The 14,020-nt window shown below is 65.6% G+C and carries 16 protein-coding genes; 9 read left to right on the top strand and 7 right to left on the bottom strand.

Annotation, left to right across the window (positions count from 1 at the left end; genetic code table 11):
* Window positions 1–65: 65 nt before the first annotated feature.
* Window positions 66–1,061 carry a 2-hydroxyacid dehydrogenase gene (locus AB4Z16_RS22685; RefSeq protein WP_265058007.1) on the bottom strand — a complete coding sequence of 332 codons (996 nt, stop codon included), beginning with the start codon at window positions 1,059–1,061 and terminating at the stop codon, window positions 66–68.
* Window positions 1,062–1,234: 173 nt separating this feature from the next.
* Between AB4Z16_RS22685 and AB4Z16_RS22690 the strand changes: the two genes are divergently transcribed.
* Window positions 1,235–1,765, top strand: coding sequence for an SH3 domain-containing protein (locus AB4Z16_RS22690; RefSeq protein ID WP_441513586.1), 531 nt, complete (start codon window positions 1,235–1,237; stop codon window positions 1,763–1,765).
* Window positions 1,766–1,783: 18 nt separating this feature from the next.
* On the opposite strand, the gene AB4Z16_RS22695 is transcribed toward AB4Z16_RS22690, so the two are convergent.
* A complete protein-coding gene (locus AB4Z16_RS22695) occupies window positions 1,784–2,554 on the bottom strand; it encodes a YbaY family lipoprotein (RefSeq protein WP_441513587.1) in 771 nt (256 codons plus the stop codon).
* A gap of 13 nt (window positions 2,555–2,567) precedes the next feature.
* On the bottom strand, window positions 2,568–3,032 hold the full coding sequence (gene irr / locus AB4Z16_RS22700; RefSeq protein ID WP_441513588.1) for a Fur family transcriptional regulator Irr: 465 nt from the start codon (window positions 3,030–3,032) through the stop codon (window positions 2,568–2,570).
* 292 nt (window positions 3,033–3,324) lie between these two features.
* On the opposite strand from irr, the gene fabA reads away from it, so the two are divergent.
* From fabA to AB4Z16_RS22725, 5 genes are all read left to right on the top strand, one after another.
* Complete coding sequence (gene fabA, locus AB4Z16_RS22705; RefSeq protein WP_441513589.1) at window positions 3,325–3,837, top strand: 3-hydroxyacyl-[acyl-carrier-protein] dehydratase FabA; 513 nt, start codon at window positions 3,325–3,327, stop codon at window positions 3,835–3,837.
* 111 nt (window positions 3,838–3,948) lie between these two features.
* A complete protein-coding gene (gene fabB / locus AB4Z16_RS22710) occupies window positions 3,949–5,175 on the top strand; it encodes a beta-ketoacyl-ACP synthase I (RefSeq protein ID WP_441513590.1) in 1,227 nt (408 codons plus the stop codon).
* Between the two features lie 7 nt (window positions 5,176–5,182).
* Window positions 5,183–5,452, top strand: coding sequence for a DUF3303 domain-containing protein (locus tag AB4Z16_RS22715; protein ID WP_441513591.1), 270 nt, complete (start codon window positions 5,183–5,185; stop codon window positions 5,450–5,452).
* Window positions 5,453–5,594: 142 nt separating this feature from the next.
* Window positions 5,595–6,428, top strand: coding sequence for an enoyl-ACP reductase FabI (fabI, locus tag AB4Z16_RS22720; RefSeq protein WP_441513592.1), 834 nt, complete (start codon window positions 5,595–5,597; stop codon window positions 6,426–6,428).
* 54 nt (window positions 6,429–6,482) lie between these two features.
* A complete protein-coding gene (locus AB4Z16_RS22725) occupies window positions 6,483–6,728 on the top strand; it encodes a DUF2188 domain-containing protein (protein ID WP_441513593.1) in 246 nt (81 codons plus the stop codon).
* Window positions 6,729–6,792: 64 nt separating this feature from the next.
* Here AB4Z16_RS22725 and AB4Z16_RS22730 read toward each other — a convergent pair whose 3' ends face one another.
* Together AB4Z16_RS22730 and AB4Z16_RS22735 are read right to left on the bottom strand one after the other, a co-directional pair.
* Entirely contained in the window at window positions 6,793–7,143 is a 351-nt protein-coding gene (locus AB4Z16_RS22730; protein ID WP_441513594.1) for a hypothetical protein, read from the bottom strand.
* Between the two features lie 101 nt (window positions 7,144–7,244).
* Window positions 7,245–8,477: an argininosuccinate synthase gene (locus AB4Z16_RS22735; RefSeq protein WP_441471549.1), complete on the bottom strand. Its 1,233-nt coding sequence runs from the start codon at window positions 8,475–8,477 to the stop codon at window positions 7,245–7,247.
* A gap of 246 nt (window positions 8,478–8,723) precedes the next feature.
* Here AB4Z16_RS22735 and AB4Z16_RS22740 point away from each other — a divergent pair, with 246 nt between their 5' ends.
* Window positions 8,724–9,332: a 2-hydroxychromene-2-carboxylate isomerase gene (locus AB4Z16_RS22740; protein WP_441513595.1), complete on the top strand. Its 609-nt coding sequence runs from the start codon at window positions 8,724–8,726 to the stop codon at window positions 9,330–9,332.
* A gap of 4 nt (window positions 9,333–9,336) precedes the next feature.
* Window positions 9,337–10,245 carry an NHL repeat-containing protein gene (locus AB4Z16_RS22745; RefSeq protein WP_441513596.1) on the top strand — a complete coding sequence of 303 codons (909 nt, stop codon included), beginning with the start codon at window positions 9,337–9,339 and terminating at the stop codon, window positions 10,243–10,245.
* On the opposite strand, the gene AB4Z16_RS22750 is transcribed toward AB4Z16_RS22745, so the two are convergent.
* On the bottom strand, window positions 10,246–11,319 hold the full coding sequence (locus AB4Z16_RS22750) for a M48 family metallopeptidase (protein WP_441513597.1): 1,074 nt from the start codon (window positions 11,317–11,319) through the stop codon (window positions 10,246–10,248).
* A gap of 34 nt (window positions 11,320–11,353) precedes the next feature.
* The gene (locus AB4Z16_RS22755; RefSeq protein WP_441513598.1) at window positions 11,354–11,911 is read right to left on the bottom strand and encodes a LemA family protein; all 558 of its coding nucleotides are present in this window, start codon (window positions 11,909–11,911) and stop codon (window positions 11,354–11,356) included.
* Between the two features lie 351 nt (window positions 11,912–12,262).
* On the opposite strand from AB4Z16_RS22755, the gene rpsA reads away from it, so the two are divergent.
* Complete coding sequence (gene rpsA, locus AB4Z16_RS22760; protein WP_441513599.1) at window positions 12,263–13,966, top strand: 30S ribosomal protein S1; 1,704 nt, start codon at window positions 12,263–12,265, stop codon at window positions 13,964–13,966.
* The last annotated feature ends 54 nt before the right edge of the window (window positions 13,967–14,020 follow it).

Below are 14,020 nucleotides of genomic sequence, written 5' to 3' on the forward strand. Positions count from 1 at the left end.
TTCCAGATATCTCGGAACCTCCCGGAGCATCGCGGACGAGGGCTCGGGGAGGAACTGAGTGTGCCTCAGAGCATGCTGGGCAGCACGCGATCCGGCGGCTTGTGCCCGTCCATGAAGGTCTTGATGTTGACGATGACCTTCTCGCCCATGTCGGCGCGGCCCTCATGGGTGGCGGAGCCCATATGCGGCAGCACGACGACCTTGTGCTGGCGGGCGAGCTTGAGCAGGCGCGGATTGACTGCTGGCTCGCTCTCGAACACGTCGAGCCCGGCGCCGGCGAGTTCTCCGGCTTCCAGCATGCGCGCGAGGGCGGTTTCGTCGACGACCTCGCCGCGGGCGGTGTTCACCAGAATGGCGTCCGGCTTCATCAGCTTGAGGCGCCGCGCCGAGAGCAGGTGATAGGTCGCCGGCGTATGCGGGCAGTTGACCGAGACGATGTCCATCCGCGCCAGCATCTGGTCGAGTGAATCCCAGTAGGTCGCATCGAGCTTCTCCTCAATGCGCGGGTCGACCCGGCGGCGGTTGTGATAGTGGATCGACAGGCCGAAGGCGGCGGCGCGCTTCGCCAGCGCCTGGCCGATGCGCCCCATGCCGACGATGCCGAGGCGCTTGCCGGTGATGCGCCGGCCAAGCATCCATGTGGGGGACCAGCCGGCCCAGTCGTCGTCTGGGATGACGCGGGCACCCTCGGCGATCCGACGGGCGACGGCGAGGATCAGAGCGATCGTCATGTCGGCGGTGTCGTCGGTCAGCACGCCCGGCGTGTTGGTGACGGTGATGCCGCGCTGCACGGCGCTGGCGACGTCGATGTTGTCGACGCCGTTGCCGAAATTGGCGATGAGCCGGAGCTGGTCCCCGGCCTGCGCGATGATGGCGGCGTCGATCTTGTCGGTTACCGTCGGGACCAGGACGTCGGCGGTCTTCACGGCTTCGACGAGGGCGGCCTGCGACATCGGCTTGTCGTCGATATTGAGCCTGGCGTCGAACAGCTCGCGCATTCGGGTTTCCACCACCGCGGGCAGCTTGCGCGTCACCACGACCAGGGGTTTCTTCTTCGACATGGCGGTCACCCTTCCGTCATCCGTATTCGCCTCGGCCTTCAACCAGCCATTAACCCTGCTGGCCCAGGAATGGAGCGGTTGCGCGACCCCGTATGAGTTGTCTATGCGGCGGCGCAGCGGAACACAACTTGACCCTTCGCCGGGGGCAAGGTGCCGAGTAGAGAGAACGGCGGATGAAGGTTACGACGATGCGCCAAATCGCCCTGATCGGCGCTCTCTTCATCGGCTCGTCGCTCACCGCCGCCGCGCAGGACATGCAGGCGGGCTCCGTCACCGGGCTGCCGGTGCCGCGCTATGTCAGTCTGAAGACGGATCGGGTGAATCTGCGCGAGGGGCCGTCGAAGGAGCATCGGACACGCTGGGTCTATCAGCGCGCCGGTCTGCCGGTCGAGGTGACGGCGGAGTTCGAGACCTGGCGCCGTGTGCGCGATGCGGATGGCACGGAGGGGTGGGTGCTGCACAGCCTGTTGTCCGGGCGCCGCACAGCCCTTGTGGCGCCATGGTCTCGCAACAAGGACGAGGTGTTCCCGATGCGCGCCAGCGCTTCGGAAGATGCGAATGTCGTTGCCCGGTTGCAGGCGGGGGTCGTCACGAATGTCGCGTCCTGCGCCAACGCCTGGTGCCGCGTCAGCGTCGGCAACATCATCGGCTTTATCCGGCAGGACCGGCTCTGGGGTGTCTATCCGAACGAAAAGGTCGACTGACGCTGTTGGCTGCCGGGACTACTGCCGGGTCAGCGTCATCAACGACCGGCCGCCCCGGTCGAGCAAAGCGAGCCGCCCCGTGCGACGCTCGATGCTCCAGCGGTGAACCCGCTCCAACGTCTTCAGGAAGCGCTGCTCCTGATCCATCACATCGGGTGCGCAGGCCATCATCGTCGAGACCATGCGGGAGAACCGGATTATCCGGCCCTTGACCGTCGCGTTTCCGCCGAAGCCGTTGCAGCCGCCGCGGCCCGACACCCTGCCATCGTCAGCGATGGTGATGACGGTGGTGATCGATCCCGGTGTCTCGGTGCCACCGAGACTGGCGAGGCGCCAGCTCCCGATGGGGGATGAGGCCGGCGCGGCGGGCTGATCCTGCGTCGCCGCGCGCTGGACCCAGATTGCGGTGTCGTCCTGGCCGCCCGTGAAGACGCTGTGCCGTTCGGTCGTGATGAACAGCAGCTGTCCGCGATCGAGGATGCGCGCCTGTAGCGCGTAGCTGTGCCGCGGCTCGATCTGCCGCGAATCGAAATGCAGGGTCCACGGCGCCGGGATGCGCCGCCCGGAGACGCGGGTTTCGGCGATGGTGCGCGCCGGTGCGTCGGCCAGGGAGACGTCGAGAAGCTTGACCTCGATGATCGCACCCGGCGGCAGCAGCATGCGCTCGCGATAGGATACGGTTCCGCTCAGCGTCCGCGGCGCGGCGGCTGCGGGAAGGGCGGGAAGAGCCGCGGCGAAAGCCAGCCCCGCGAAAATCCGCCGCGAGATCAGGGGGCGGGGAGGGCGCATTTTGCTCGCCCGCTCAGCCGTCGATCTTGCGGAGCCGGACCACGACGTCGACGCGGGCGATCTCATAGCCCGCGGGCGGTGTCGGCAGGCTGGCGACGTCGATCTCCTGGGCAGGGATGTCGATCACCCGGTTCTCGCCTTCCACGACGAAATGGTGATGCTCGTGATCGGCGGTGTCGAAATAGGCCTTGGCGCCGTCGAGCGTCAGCTCGCGCAGCAGGCCCGCCTCGGTGAACTGGCGCAGTGTGTTGTAGATCGTCGCCAGCGAGACCGGGATCCGCTCCTTCATCGCCTCTTCATAGAGCATCTCGGCGCTGACATGGCGCTGACCCTTGGCGAAGAGCACCCAGCCGAGCGAAACGCGCTGACGCGTTGGCCGCAGGCCGACGCGTCTCAACTTCTGCCGGACGTCGTGGAAGGGGCAACCTTGCCGCACAACCGACCCGTCGCCCTGGTTTTGCGAAGTCAGATCGCTCATGCTAATTCTCGTTCTCATGTCTTCGTTCGCAACGGGCGCCCGCAGCTCCGCCGATTGATTGCAATCATTCCAAGGAAATGTAGGGCCTCGGCTCCACCCCCGCAAGCATGACGCAGGCTTCCTAGCAGATGATGGGCGTGCCGGCTTTGATCTGGCGCATGTCGAACGCTGTTTTTGACGTTGGCGTGTGGGTCGACGCGCCTGTGCCCTTTCGTTTCCGCTTCCCGCCGTGTTAGGCACGGCGCAGAATACGCCTTGCCGAATCCGGCCGGCGCAAAGGAGCGGAACGGGAATGCAGCGTCAGTCGTCTTTCAGCTACGAGGAGATCCTCGCCTGTGGTCGCGGGGAGCTGTTCGGGCCGGGCAACGCGCAGCTGCCGCTGCCGCCGATGCTGATGTTCGACCGCATCACCGAGATCGCCGAGGAGGGCGGTGAGCACGGCAAGGGCCTCGTCCGCGCCGAATTCGACATCAAGCCCGACCTCTGGTTCTTCGACTGCCATTTCAAGGGCGATCCGGTGATGCCGGGCTGCCTCGGGCTCGATGCGCTCTGGCAGCTCACCGGCTTCTTCCTCGGCTGGCTCGGCCTGCAGGGCCGCGGCCGTGCGCTCGGCGTCGGCGAGGTCAAGTTCGCCGACCAGGTGCTGCCTTCGGTCAAGAAGGTCGTCTACGGCGTCGACTTCAAGCGTGTCTTCAAGTCGAAGCTCGTGCTCGGCATTGCCGATGGCTGGCTAGAGGCGGACGGCAAGCGCATCTACACGGTCAGCGACATGCGCGTCGGCCTGTTCAAGCCGGAAGCGGCCTGAGGAAAAACGCGCCGCGACCTTGCGCGCAGCTGCTGCTCGGTCCATTTGCGCGGTATGAATCCAGAGCGGCGGGCCAGCCCGCCGTGCGCTGACAGCTGGAGTGAAGCGAGCATGAGACGCGTCGTCGTCACCGGGATGGGCATCGTCTCGTCCATCGGCAACAACACGCAGGAGGTCCTGGCCTCGCTGCACGAAGCGAAATCGGGCATCTCCCATGTCGCGGAATTCGCCGCGCACGGCTTCCGCAGCCAGGTTGCCGGCGTTCCCACGCTGGATCCCGCGAGCGTGCTCGACCGGCGTGCCATGCGCTTTCACGGTGGCGGTTCCGCCTGGAATCAGGTCGCGATGGAACAGGCGATCGTGGATGCGGGCTTGGAGCCGGCCGAGGTCAGCAACGAACGCGCCGGAATCATCATGGGTTCGGGCGGACCCTCGACCCGCGCGCTGATCGACGCCTACGACAAGGCCCGTGAGAGCGGTTCGTCCAAGAAGGTCGGCCCCTTCGCCGTGCCGAAAGGCATGTCCTCGACCGCCTCGGCGACGCTCGCCACCTGGTTCAAGATCAAGGGCGTCAACTATTCGATTTCCTCGGCCTGCGCGACCTCGAACCACTGCATCGGGAATGCCTACGAGCTGATCCAGTGGGGCAAGCAGGACATGATCTTCGCCGGCGGCTGCGAGGAGCTCGACTGGACGCTCTCCGTTCTCTTCGACGCCATGGGCGCGATGTCCTCCGACTTCAACGACCGCCCCGCCGTCGCTTCGCGCGCTTATGACGTGGCCCGCGACGGCTTCGTCATCGCCGGCGGCGCCGGCGTCGTCGTGCTTGAGGAACTGGAGCACGCCAAGGCGCGCGGCGCCAAGATCTATGGCGAGATCGTCGGCTATGGCGCGACTTCGGACGGCTACGACATGGTCGCTCCCTCGGGCGAGGGTGCGGAGCGCTGCATGCGCATGGCGCTGCAGGGCGTGAAGGCCAAGGTCGACTACATCAACCCGCACGGCACCTCGACCCCGGTCGGCGACGGCAAGGAGATCGAGGCGATCCGCGCCGTGTTCGGCGCCGGCGACAAGGCGCCGCCGATTTCGGCGACCAAGTCGCTCACCGGCCATTCGCTCGGCGCGACCGGCGTGCAGGAGGCGATCTACTCGCTGCTGATGCTGAACAACGATTTCATTTGCGAAAGCGCCCATATCGAGGAACTCGACCCGGCCTTCGCCGACATGCCGATCGTGCGCAAGCGCATCGACAACGCCGGCCTCGGCTGCGTGCTCTCGAACTCCTTCGGTTTCGGCGGCACCAACGCCACCATCGTGATGAAGCGCCTGGAGGCCTGAGGCCGCCATGCTCTTCATGGTGATCGAGCATTTCGATCAGGCCCGAGTGAAGGATGTCTATGCCCGCTTCCAGGAGCGCGGGCGTATGGCGCCGGAGGGTTTGCGCTACGTTGAAAGCTGGGTTGCCGCCGATCTAGGCCGCTGCTTCCAGATCATGGAATGCGACGATGTCGCTCTGTTGCAGGAGTGGGTCCTGCAGTGGGGCGACCTTGCCCGCTTCGAGATCGTGCCCGTCGCGACGTCGAAGGCGGCGGCGGGCGCGGTGCTGAAATCCTAGTTGCGCGGCGTCGCGGTTGCCGCCCGTGCAACGGGCGTGCAATCACCAGCTGCCGTTCAGGCTTGATGAGCCAGAGTTGCCGAGCGTTTTCCACTTCTCCCGCCATCCGACCAGTTCCTGAAGATCCCTTCCAGAGTGTGCCATGCTCCCGCTGATGCATAACAAGCGCGGCCTCATCATGGGCGTCGCCAACCAGAACTCGATTGCCTGGGGCATTGCCCGCACCCTTCACGCGCATGGTGCCGAGGTCGCTTTCACCTATCAGGGCGATGCGCTCGGCAAGCGCGTCCGGCCGCTGGCGGAGAGCCTCGGTTCCAACCTCGTCATCCCCTGCGATGTCGAGGACATTGCCTCTGTCGATGCGACCTTTGCCGCTCTCGACGAGGCCTGGGGCGGTGATCCCGAGCGCAACACGCTCGACTTCGTCGTCCACGCCATCGGCTTCTCCGACAAGAACGAGCTCAAGGGTCTCTATGCCGACACCTCGCGCGAGAACTTCTCGCGCACCATGGTGATCTCCTGCTTCTCCTTCACCGAGATCGCCAGACGGGCCGCAGATCGCATGCCGAAGGGCGGCAGCATGATCACGCTGACCTATGGCGGCTCGACCCGGATCATGCCGAACTACAACGTCATGGGCGTGGCCAAGGCGGCGCTCGAGGCGAGCGTGCGCTATCTCGCCGGCGACTACGGCCCGCGCGGCATCCGCGTGAACGCTCTCTCGCCCGGCCCGGTGCGGACGCTGGCCGGTGCCGGCATCTCTGATGCGCGCGCCATGCTGTCCTGGCAGCGGGCCAACTCGCCGCTGCGCAAATCGGTCTCGCTCGATGAGATCGGCGGCTCGGCGCTATACTATCTTTCTGACCTGTCGGGTGGTGTCACAGGCGACATCCACCACATCGACGCCGGCTATCACATCACTTCGATGCCGACGCTCGAAAGCCTGCGTGCCGCCGACAGCGGCAACGGGGAGTAGACGGAACCCTGCGACGGGACCATCGTTCTTTCCGGATCGGTAGGAGGACATGCGATGGCCCTGGTCAGGTACCAGATCGTCGAGCACGATGGCGGGTGGGCCTATAAGGTCGGCGACGTGTTGTCGGAAACATTCCGTTCGCATGAGGCGGCGCTGAAGGCCGCCACGCGAGCAGCGGCACGCCAGACGGTCGCTGGCCACACGGATGGCATCGTCTATCAGGACAAGGATGGCCAGTGGCGTCAGGAGTTGGCTGACGGCCATGATCGCCCTGCGACCGAAGTCATCGACGAGCCCTAGGGGCGGCGCGCTTTGCCTCCGATCCAAGCCGATCGATCGAACCGCGACGCGATCGGATGCGGCTTCAGCGCGCGGTGAAGAAGGTCAGCAGCACCTTGCTGTTCTCGCCTAGAAGGCAGAGGAAGCGGCGGGGTTTGTCGGTGCGGTCGGTCCGGAGATAGGCCTCGCCCATCACGATACGCGTAACCGGAATGGTCTCGATCTTCGATTCCGATACCGCGACCGTGGTGCCGTCCTCATCGATATAGATGTCCTTGATCGCCGGTTCCCTGGCATGCAGCGTCTGGAGCGCCGCTGCCTTGCAGGTCGCGATTTCCGGCGTCGCCGGCTTCTCGCTCTTCGGAGGGACTTCTTGTGCGAAGGCGGAAGCCGATAGTGCGGTGGAGATCAGAACGGCGGCGAGGCAGCGGAGCATGCAGGAGCACTCACATCGACAATGGAGAGTGCTGAACGCTTCAGGAGGCCGCCGGTTCAAAAGAAGAAGCCCGCCGTTGGGCGGGCTTCCGTGGGCAGGGCTCAGAGACCGAGCTTCTTCTTGCGTTGGCCCAGCGTGCGCAGGCGCAGCGCGTTGAGCTTGATGAAGCCCGCAGCGTCGCGGTGGTCATAGGCCACGGCGCCTTCCTCGAAGGTGACGAGGTCCTGATCGTAGAGCGAGTAGTCGCTGGAGCGGCCGATGACGTGGACGCCGCCCTTGTAGAGCTTGAGGCGCACGTCGCCGGTGACGAATTCCTGGCTCTTGTCGATCAGCGCCTGCAGCATCTCGCGCTCCGGCGAGAACCAGAAGCCGTTATAGATCAGCTCGGCATATTGCGGCATGATCTGGTCCTTGAGATGCGCCGCGCCGCGGTCGAGCGTGATCGACTCGATCGCGCGATGCGCCGCGTGCAGGATCGTGCCGCCGGGCGTCTCGTACATGCCGCGGCTCTTCATGCCGACGAAGCGGTTCTCGACGAGGTCCAGCCGGCCGATGCCGTTGTCGCGGCCGAGATCGTTGAGCTTGGCGAGCAGCGTCGCGGGCGAGAGCTTCTCGCCGTCGATCGCGACCGCGTCGCCCTTCTCGAACGAGACGGTGACGATCGTCGGGGTGTCCGGCGCGTCTTCCGGCGAGATCGTGCGCGAATAGACATAATCGGGAACCTCGACCGCCGGATCTTCCAGCACGCGGCCTTCCGAGGAGGCGTGCAGCAGGTTGGCGTCGACCGAGAAGGGCGCTTCGCCGCGCTTGTTCTTGGCGATCGGGATCTGGTGCTGCTCGGCGAAGGCGATCAACTGCTCGCGCGAGCGCAGGTCCCATTCGCGCCAGGGCGCGATCACCACGACGTCGGGCTTGAGCGCATAGGCGGTGAGCTCGAAGCGGACCTGGTCGTTGCCCTTGCCGGTGGCGCCGTGGGAGACGGCGTCGGCGCCGGTCTTCTCGGCGATCTCGATCAGCTTCTTGGCGATCAGCGGCCGCGCGATCGAGGTGCCCAGGAGATAGACGCCCTCATAGGCGGCGTTGGCGCGGAACATCGGGAAGACGTAGTCGCGCACGAATTCCTCGCGCAGGTCTTCGATGTAGATGTTCTCGGGCTTGATGCCGAGCAGCAGCGCCTTGTCGCGCGCCGGCCCGAGCTCCTCGCCCTGGCCGAGATCGGCGGTGAAGGTCACGACCTCGCATCGATAGGTGGTCTGCAGCCATTTGAGGATGATCGAGGTGTCGAGACCGCCGGAATAGGCGAGGACGACCTTTTTCACGCTGCTGTCAGCCATCTGTTCAATTTCCTTCTGGCAGCCCCATGGGCCGCGTTTCGGACGCAATGGCGCACTATCGCAGGGTTCGGGGCGAAGCAATCGGAACCTTCTGATCGATCCCGCGTCGTCCGGTGATGGATCGACGTGGGCGAGCGCGTCGTCCCTCCATTCCACAGGCGCCCATTCGCGGCGCTTGCGGTCGTGCTTCGGAGGGCGCAGGCTCGCCGGTGCGCGACACGAGATGACGACTTGTTCGGAGGCTGAATGCCGAATCGTCCCGTTCTGGACTTCTGGTATGAGTTCGCGTCGCCCTATTCCTGCCTGAGCGCCCTCAGAATCGAAAAGCTGGCCGAGCAGGCCGGCGTGATGTTGCGCTGGCGGCCTTTCCTGTTGGGGCCGATCTTTGCTGCGCAAGGCTTGAACACCTCACCCTTCGCTCTTTATCCCAGCAAGGGCCGCTATATGTGGCGCGACACGGCTCGGCGCGCTCGGCGGCAGGGGCTCGGCTTCGTCAAGCCCGACAATTTTCCCCAGAATTCGCTGGCCGCGACGCGGTTGGCTCTGGCTGGCCGCGATGCGGGGTGGACGCCGGCCTTCTCCAAGGCGCTGTTCCGGGCCCAGTTTTGCGAAGGAAAGAACATCTCCGAGGAGGGGGTGCTTGCGGCGGCATTGAAGGAAGCGGGCAGCGAGCCCGGCGTCGCCATGCCGCTTTCCCGCAGTGAGGAGACCAAGGGGCGCCTGCGGGCCGAGATCGAATATGCCAAGTCGATCGGCATCTTCGGCGCGCCCTTCTTCGTCGCTGGCGATGGCGAGCTGTTCTGGGGCGACGATCGGCTGGAGGAAGCGCTCGAATGGGCGCAGGACGGGCGCTGAAACCGTGATCGTCGATCGCCGCCGTCTCTTGGCGGCGGGGGCAGGTCTATGCCTGGCTCCCGCTGCGCTGGCGCGTCCGTCTTTGCCGGGCGATGCGCCGGGTTACGACACGCGCGAACTCAGCGCCGTGCCCAACGAGCCTGCCATCGGTCGCCGTTATTGGTCTCCGGGGCTGAACGAAGGCTACATTCCCCAGGGGCTGACGGTTTATCGGGACGAGATCCTGATCGCCGCCTATCGCAGCAGCGAGCGTGATCAGGAGAATGGTCCGTCCCGGCTCTTTCGCCTGTCGCGTACCGATGGGCGCTTGCTCGGTAGCTTCGCCTTGCCGGCGACTTATGGCCATCCGGGCGGCCTCGCCATGGTCAAGGACACGCTGTTCGTTGCCAATTCGGGGCGCCTGCTCGCACTCGATTTCAGGGAATCCTGTCGCACCGGGGAATGCGTTCCGCTGAAGGAGGCGCGCGTCGACAAGGCGATGGGCCCTTCGTTCCTTGCCGCATCCGGCGACAGGCTCTGGTTCGGCCCCTTCCGCCGGGAGGGCACGCCCAGCCTCCATGCCGTGCCGGTCGCGCGGGTGTTGTCCGGGAGCGAGGCGGCGATCGGCCTGGCGGATGCGGATGCGACCGTCCCGCTGCCGCTCTTCGCGCAGGGCGCAACTTTCGACGATGACGGGAGCATCTGGATAGCGCAGAGCGCCGGCAATCGACCCGCATTCCTCTCGAGGCTCGACAGCCGCACCGGCGCGGTTCTGGCGCGTTACGCGGCCCCTGGCGGCATCGAAGACCTCGGCCGCGCGCCGGATGGCAAGCTCTGTGCGGTCAGCGAGGCCGGGACGCAGCGCTGGAACCGCTGGAGCACCTTCTTCCCCGTCGTTTTCGAAGTCGACCCCGCGAAGCTGGTCGTCGCCTGATCAGCCTTGGCCGGGCGCTTGCGGCGGGCGGGACCAGGGGCCGCGTGCCACCGTCTCCTCGACCATGGTCGGCAGGTCCTGACGCTCGGCGAGCTTGGGCGGGTGCGGCGGCATCTCCGGCATGCGCCCGCCCGCTGTCTCGATCAACGCCTGCACGCGCTTGGTGACGGAAGGGTGGGTCGAGAACAGGTCGGCGAAATCGTCCGGATCGTTCTCGAAGCACATGTCCATCACGCCGGAGGGAACGCCCTCGATATCGGCCCGGCCGGAGATCTTGAGCAGGGCGGAGATCATCGCATCCGGATTCTTGGTCAGCTCGACCGCTCCGGCATCGGCCAGATATTCGCGCGAGCGCGACAGAGACAGCCGGATCAGAATGGCCAGGAACCAGGAGATCGCGATCACCGCGACACCGACGACGATCGCCAACCCGTTGCCCTTCTTGGAATCGTCCGACGAAACCCTGATCCTGCTGCGGCCGAAACCGCGGAAAACGATCTCGCCGATGAAGGAGACGACGCCGGCGATCACCACGGCGACCACCATCAACCGGACATCGCCGTTGCGGATATGGGTCAGCTCATGGGCGAGAACCGCCTCGACCTCGGCGTCGTTGAGCTGGGCGAGGAGCCCGCTGGTGACGCTGACCGTGAATTGCTTGTCGTTGACGCCGCTGGCGAAGGCGTTGAGCGCGTCGCTCTCGACGATCGCGAGCTTCGGCATCGGCAGGCCACGCGAGATGCAGAGATTCTCCAGCATCCGGTAGAGCTTGGGGTTGTCCTCGCGCCCGATGCCCCTGGCGCCGGTCACCGCGCCGATCAGCGCGACGTTGATGCGGAAGCCGACGAAGATCCAGAGGATCGTCGTCAGCGTGACGAAGGGAAACCAGGAGCGGAAGATGCGGTTCGCCTCGCCGAAGACGGTTTGTCCGCGCGGCACGCCGCCATAGCCATAGGCGATCAGCAACAGCCCCCAGGCGGTGAGATAGACGAGCAGGAAAAGCCCGGCGATCAGGAGGTTGGACCTGATCCGGTTGTTGCGCTGGTGGGTATAGAGCCCGAAGGCCTGGGCCATCGCAGCCGCTCCCCCTGCCGCCGGCAGTCTTGCGCTAGAACTTCACGCTCGGCGCGACCTCGATCTGGGCGCGTGCGGTCTCGCCGACATCGAAGAATTCGCGTTGCGTGAAGCCCATCTGCGGCGCAAAGAGCATGGCCGGGAAGGCCTGGATCGCCGCGTTGAACTCGCCCACCGCATTGTTGAAGAATCGCCGCGCCGCGGCCAGCTTGTCCTCGACATTGCCGAGATCGACCTGGAGTTGCTGGAAGTTCGCGCTGGCCTTGAGGTCGGGATAGGCCTCTCCCAGCGCCAGCAGCCGCCCGACGGCGCCGGAAAGCTGCTGCTCGGCGGCAGCCTTGTCGTGCACGCCGCTTGCGCCCTGTGCCGCGTTGCGCGCGGCGATCACCGCGTCGAGTGTCGACTTCTCGTGCGTTGCGTAGCCCTTCACCGTCTCGACGAGGTTGGGGATCAGGTCGTGGCGCTGCTTGAGCTGGACGTCGATGTCGGCGAAGGCCTGGTTGACGCGCTGCCGCATCGTGACGAGCCCGTTATAGGTCATGATCGCATAGGCGACGACGGCCACGATCAGCCCCAGAATGACCCAGCCCATGCAAAGCTCCCCTTGTGCCGGCCCCGGAGCATGCACACTGGCACGGCCGGGGACCTCGGAAAAGCGGCAGAAAGCTTGCTCTGACGGCTGGAGTGGATTACATCGCCCTTGTCCGAAGGGCCGTGATCGATCATGCGCCGGGGGCGGTCTTCGAGACCTGCTCCCGTTTCGTGCTGGAAGCGGGCTCTTTGGATACGGATCGAACCGGCGGCACGGCGCCTCCGGCCCCGATATGTCGGGGCGGGATTCCTCCGAAAGGAGAAGCTGACGGTCGCGGTCCGGAACGCAACACTAGCCCAGGCGCCCAAGCCGGACATCCGCGGGATACGCGGCCGGCTCCCAGGAGATTACATGTCTGCAGTTGAGAGCTACAGCGCGGGTCGCGAGGATTTCGCCGCCCTTCTCGAAGAGTCCTTCGCCCGCAACGAGGCGATGGAAGGTACCGTCATCAAGGGCAAGGTTGTTGCCATTGAGAAGGACATGGCGATCATCGACGTCGGTCTGAAGACCGAAGGTCGCGTCGCGCTCAAGGAATTCACCGGCCCCGGCCGTGAGCAGGAGATCGGCGTCGGCGACGAGGTCGAGGTTTATCTCGACCGGATCGAGAACGCGCTCGGCGAAGCCGTCATCTCGCGCGACAAGGCTCGCCGCGAAGAGAGCTGGGTCAAGCTCGAGAAGGCCTTCGAGGCCCGCGAGAAGGTCACCGGCATGATCTTCAACACCGTCAAGGGCGGTTACACCGTCGATCTCGACGGCGCCGTGGCCTTCCTGCCGCGCAGCCAAGTCGACATCCGTCCGATCCGCGACGTCGGCCCGCTGATGGGCCAGCCGCAGCCCTTCGAGATCCTCAAGATGGATCGCCGCCGCGGCAACATCGTCGTGTCGCGCCGCACCGTCCTCGAAGAGACCCGCGCCGAGGCTCGTTCCGAGCTCGTCGCCTCGCTCGAAGAGGGCCAGGTCATCGACGGCGTCGTCAAGAACATCACCGAATACGGTGCGTTCGTTGACCTCGGCGGCATTGACGGCCTGCTGCACGTCACCGACATGGCGTGGCGCCGCGTGAACCACCCGTCCGAGGTCGTGACCATCGGCCAGACGGTCAAGGTCAAGATCATCAAGATCAACCAGGACACGCACCGCATCTCGCTCGGCATCAAGCAGCTGCTGGCCGATCCGTGGGATGGCATCGCCGAGCGTTACCCGGTCGGCACCCGCCTCAAGGGCCGCGTGACCAACATCACGGACTACGGCGCGTTCGTCGAAGTGGAGCCGGGCATCGAAGGCCTGATCCACGTCTCCGAGATGTCCTGGACCAAGAAGAACGTCCACCCCGGCAAGATCGTCTCGACCTCGCAGGAAGTCGACGTTGCGATCCTCGAGGTCGATCCCGTCAAGCGCCGCATCTCGCTCGGCCTCAAGCAGACCCTGCGCAATCCGTGGGAGCTCTTCGCGGAGCAGCACCCGGCCGGTTCGACGGTCGAGGGCGAGGTCAAGAACAAGACCGAGTTCGGTCTGTTCCTGGGCCTGGAAGGCGACATCGACGGCATGATCCACCTCTCGGATCTCGACTGGAACCGTCCGGGCGAGCAGGTCATCGAGGAATACAAGAAGGGCGACGTCCTGCAGGCCGTCGTTCTCGATGTGGACGTCGAGAAGGAGCGTATCTCGCTCGGCCTGAAGCAGCTTGGCGGCGATCCCTTCGTGGATGCCGGCGAGTTCAAGAAGGGCCAGATCGTCACCTGTGAGGTGGTCGAGGTGAAGGAGTCGGGTCTCGACGTCAAGATCGCCGACACCGACATGATGACCTTCATCAAGCGTGCCGAGCTGGCGCGTGATCGCTCCGAGCAGCGCCCCGAGCGCTTCGCGGCCGGCGAGCGCATCGACGCCCGCGTCGTGCTCTTCGACAAGAAGGCCCGCAAGATCCAGGTCTCGATCAAGGCCCTGGAGATGGCCGAGGAGAAGGAGGCGATGGCCCAGTACGGCTCCGCCGATTCCGGCGCCTCGCTCGGCGACATCCTCGGCGCGGCCCTCAAGAAGGCCACCGACAAGAAGTGAGGTTTCGGCTGCGCAAGCGGCCGGACATTCAAGACAGCCCGCGCGGAGCGATCC

The organism is Allobosea sp. TAF32, from assembly GCF_052113585.1.
In the GTDB taxonomy this organism is placed as follows: Bacteria; Pseudomonadota; Alphaproteobacteria; order Rhizobiales; family Beijerinckiaceae; genus Allobosea.

What these genes read in the sequence shown, in the direction of transcription:
- AB4Z16_RS22725 (WP_441513593.1), top strand. Translation starts at nt 6,483, where the DNA reads ATGGCCCTGGTCAGGTACCAGATCGTCGAGCACGATGGCGGGTGGGCC.
- rpsA (WP_441513599.1), top strand. Translation starts at nt 12,263, where the DNA reads ATGTCTGCAGTTGAGAGCTACAGCGCGGGTCGCGAGGATTTCGCCGCC.
- AB4Z16_RS22740 (WP_441513595.1), top strand. Translation starts at nt 8,724, where the DNA reads ATGCCGAATCGTCCCGTTCTGGACTTCTGGTATGAGTTCGCGTCGCCC.
- irr (WP_441513588.1), bottom strand. Translation starts at nt 3,032, where the DNA reads ATGAGCGATCTGACTTCGCAAAACCAGGGCGACGGGTCGGTTGTGCGG.
- AB4Z16_RS22715 (WP_441513591.1), top strand. Translation starts at nt 5,183, where the DNA reads ATGCTCTTCATGGTGATCGAGCATTTCGATCAGGCCCGAGTGAAGGAT.
- AB4Z16_RS22690 (WP_441513586.1), top strand. Translation starts at nt 1,235, where the DNA reads ATGAAGGTTACGACGATGCGCCAAATCGCCCTGATCGGCGCTCTCTTC.
- fabA (WP_441513589.1), top strand. Translation starts at nt 3,325, where the DNA reads ATGCAGCGTCAGTCGTCTTTCAGCTACGAGGAGATCCTCGCCTGTGGT.
- fabB (WP_441513590.1), top strand. Translation starts at nt 3,949, where the DNA reads ATGAGACGCGTCGTCGTCACCGGGATGGGCATCGTCTCGTCCATCGGC.
- AB4Z16_RS22685 (WP_265058007.1), bottom strand. Translation starts at nt 1,061, where the DNA reads ATGTCGAAGAAGAAACCCCTGGTCGTGGTGACGCGCAAGCTGCCCGCG.
- AB4Z16_RS22695 (WP_441513587.1), bottom strand. Translation starts at nt 2,554, where the DNA reads ATGCGCCCTCCCCGCCCCCTGATCTCGCGGCGGATTTTCGCGGGGCTG.
- AB4Z16_RS22750 (WP_441513597.1), bottom strand. Translation starts at nt 11,319, where the DNA reads ATGGCCCAGGCCTTCGGGCTCTATACCCACCAGCGCAACAACCGGATC.
- fabI (WP_441513592.1), top strand. Translation starts at nt 5,595, where the DNA reads ATGCTCCCGCTGATGCATAACAAGCGCGGCCTCATCATGGGCGTCGCC.
- AB4Z16_RS22735 (WP_441471549.1), bottom strand. Translation starts at nt 8,477, where the DNA reads ATGGCTGACAGCAGCGTGAAAAAGGTCGTCCTCGCCTATTCCGGCGGT.
- AB4Z16_RS22755 (WP_441513598.1), bottom strand. Translation starts at nt 11,911, where the DNA reads ATGGGCTGGGTCATTCTGGGGCTGATCGTGGCCGTCGTCGCCTATGCG.
- AB4Z16_RS22730 (WP_441513594.1), bottom strand. Translation starts at nt 7,143, where the DNA reads ATGCTCCGCTGCCTCGCCGCCGTTCTGATCTCCACCGCACTATCGGCT.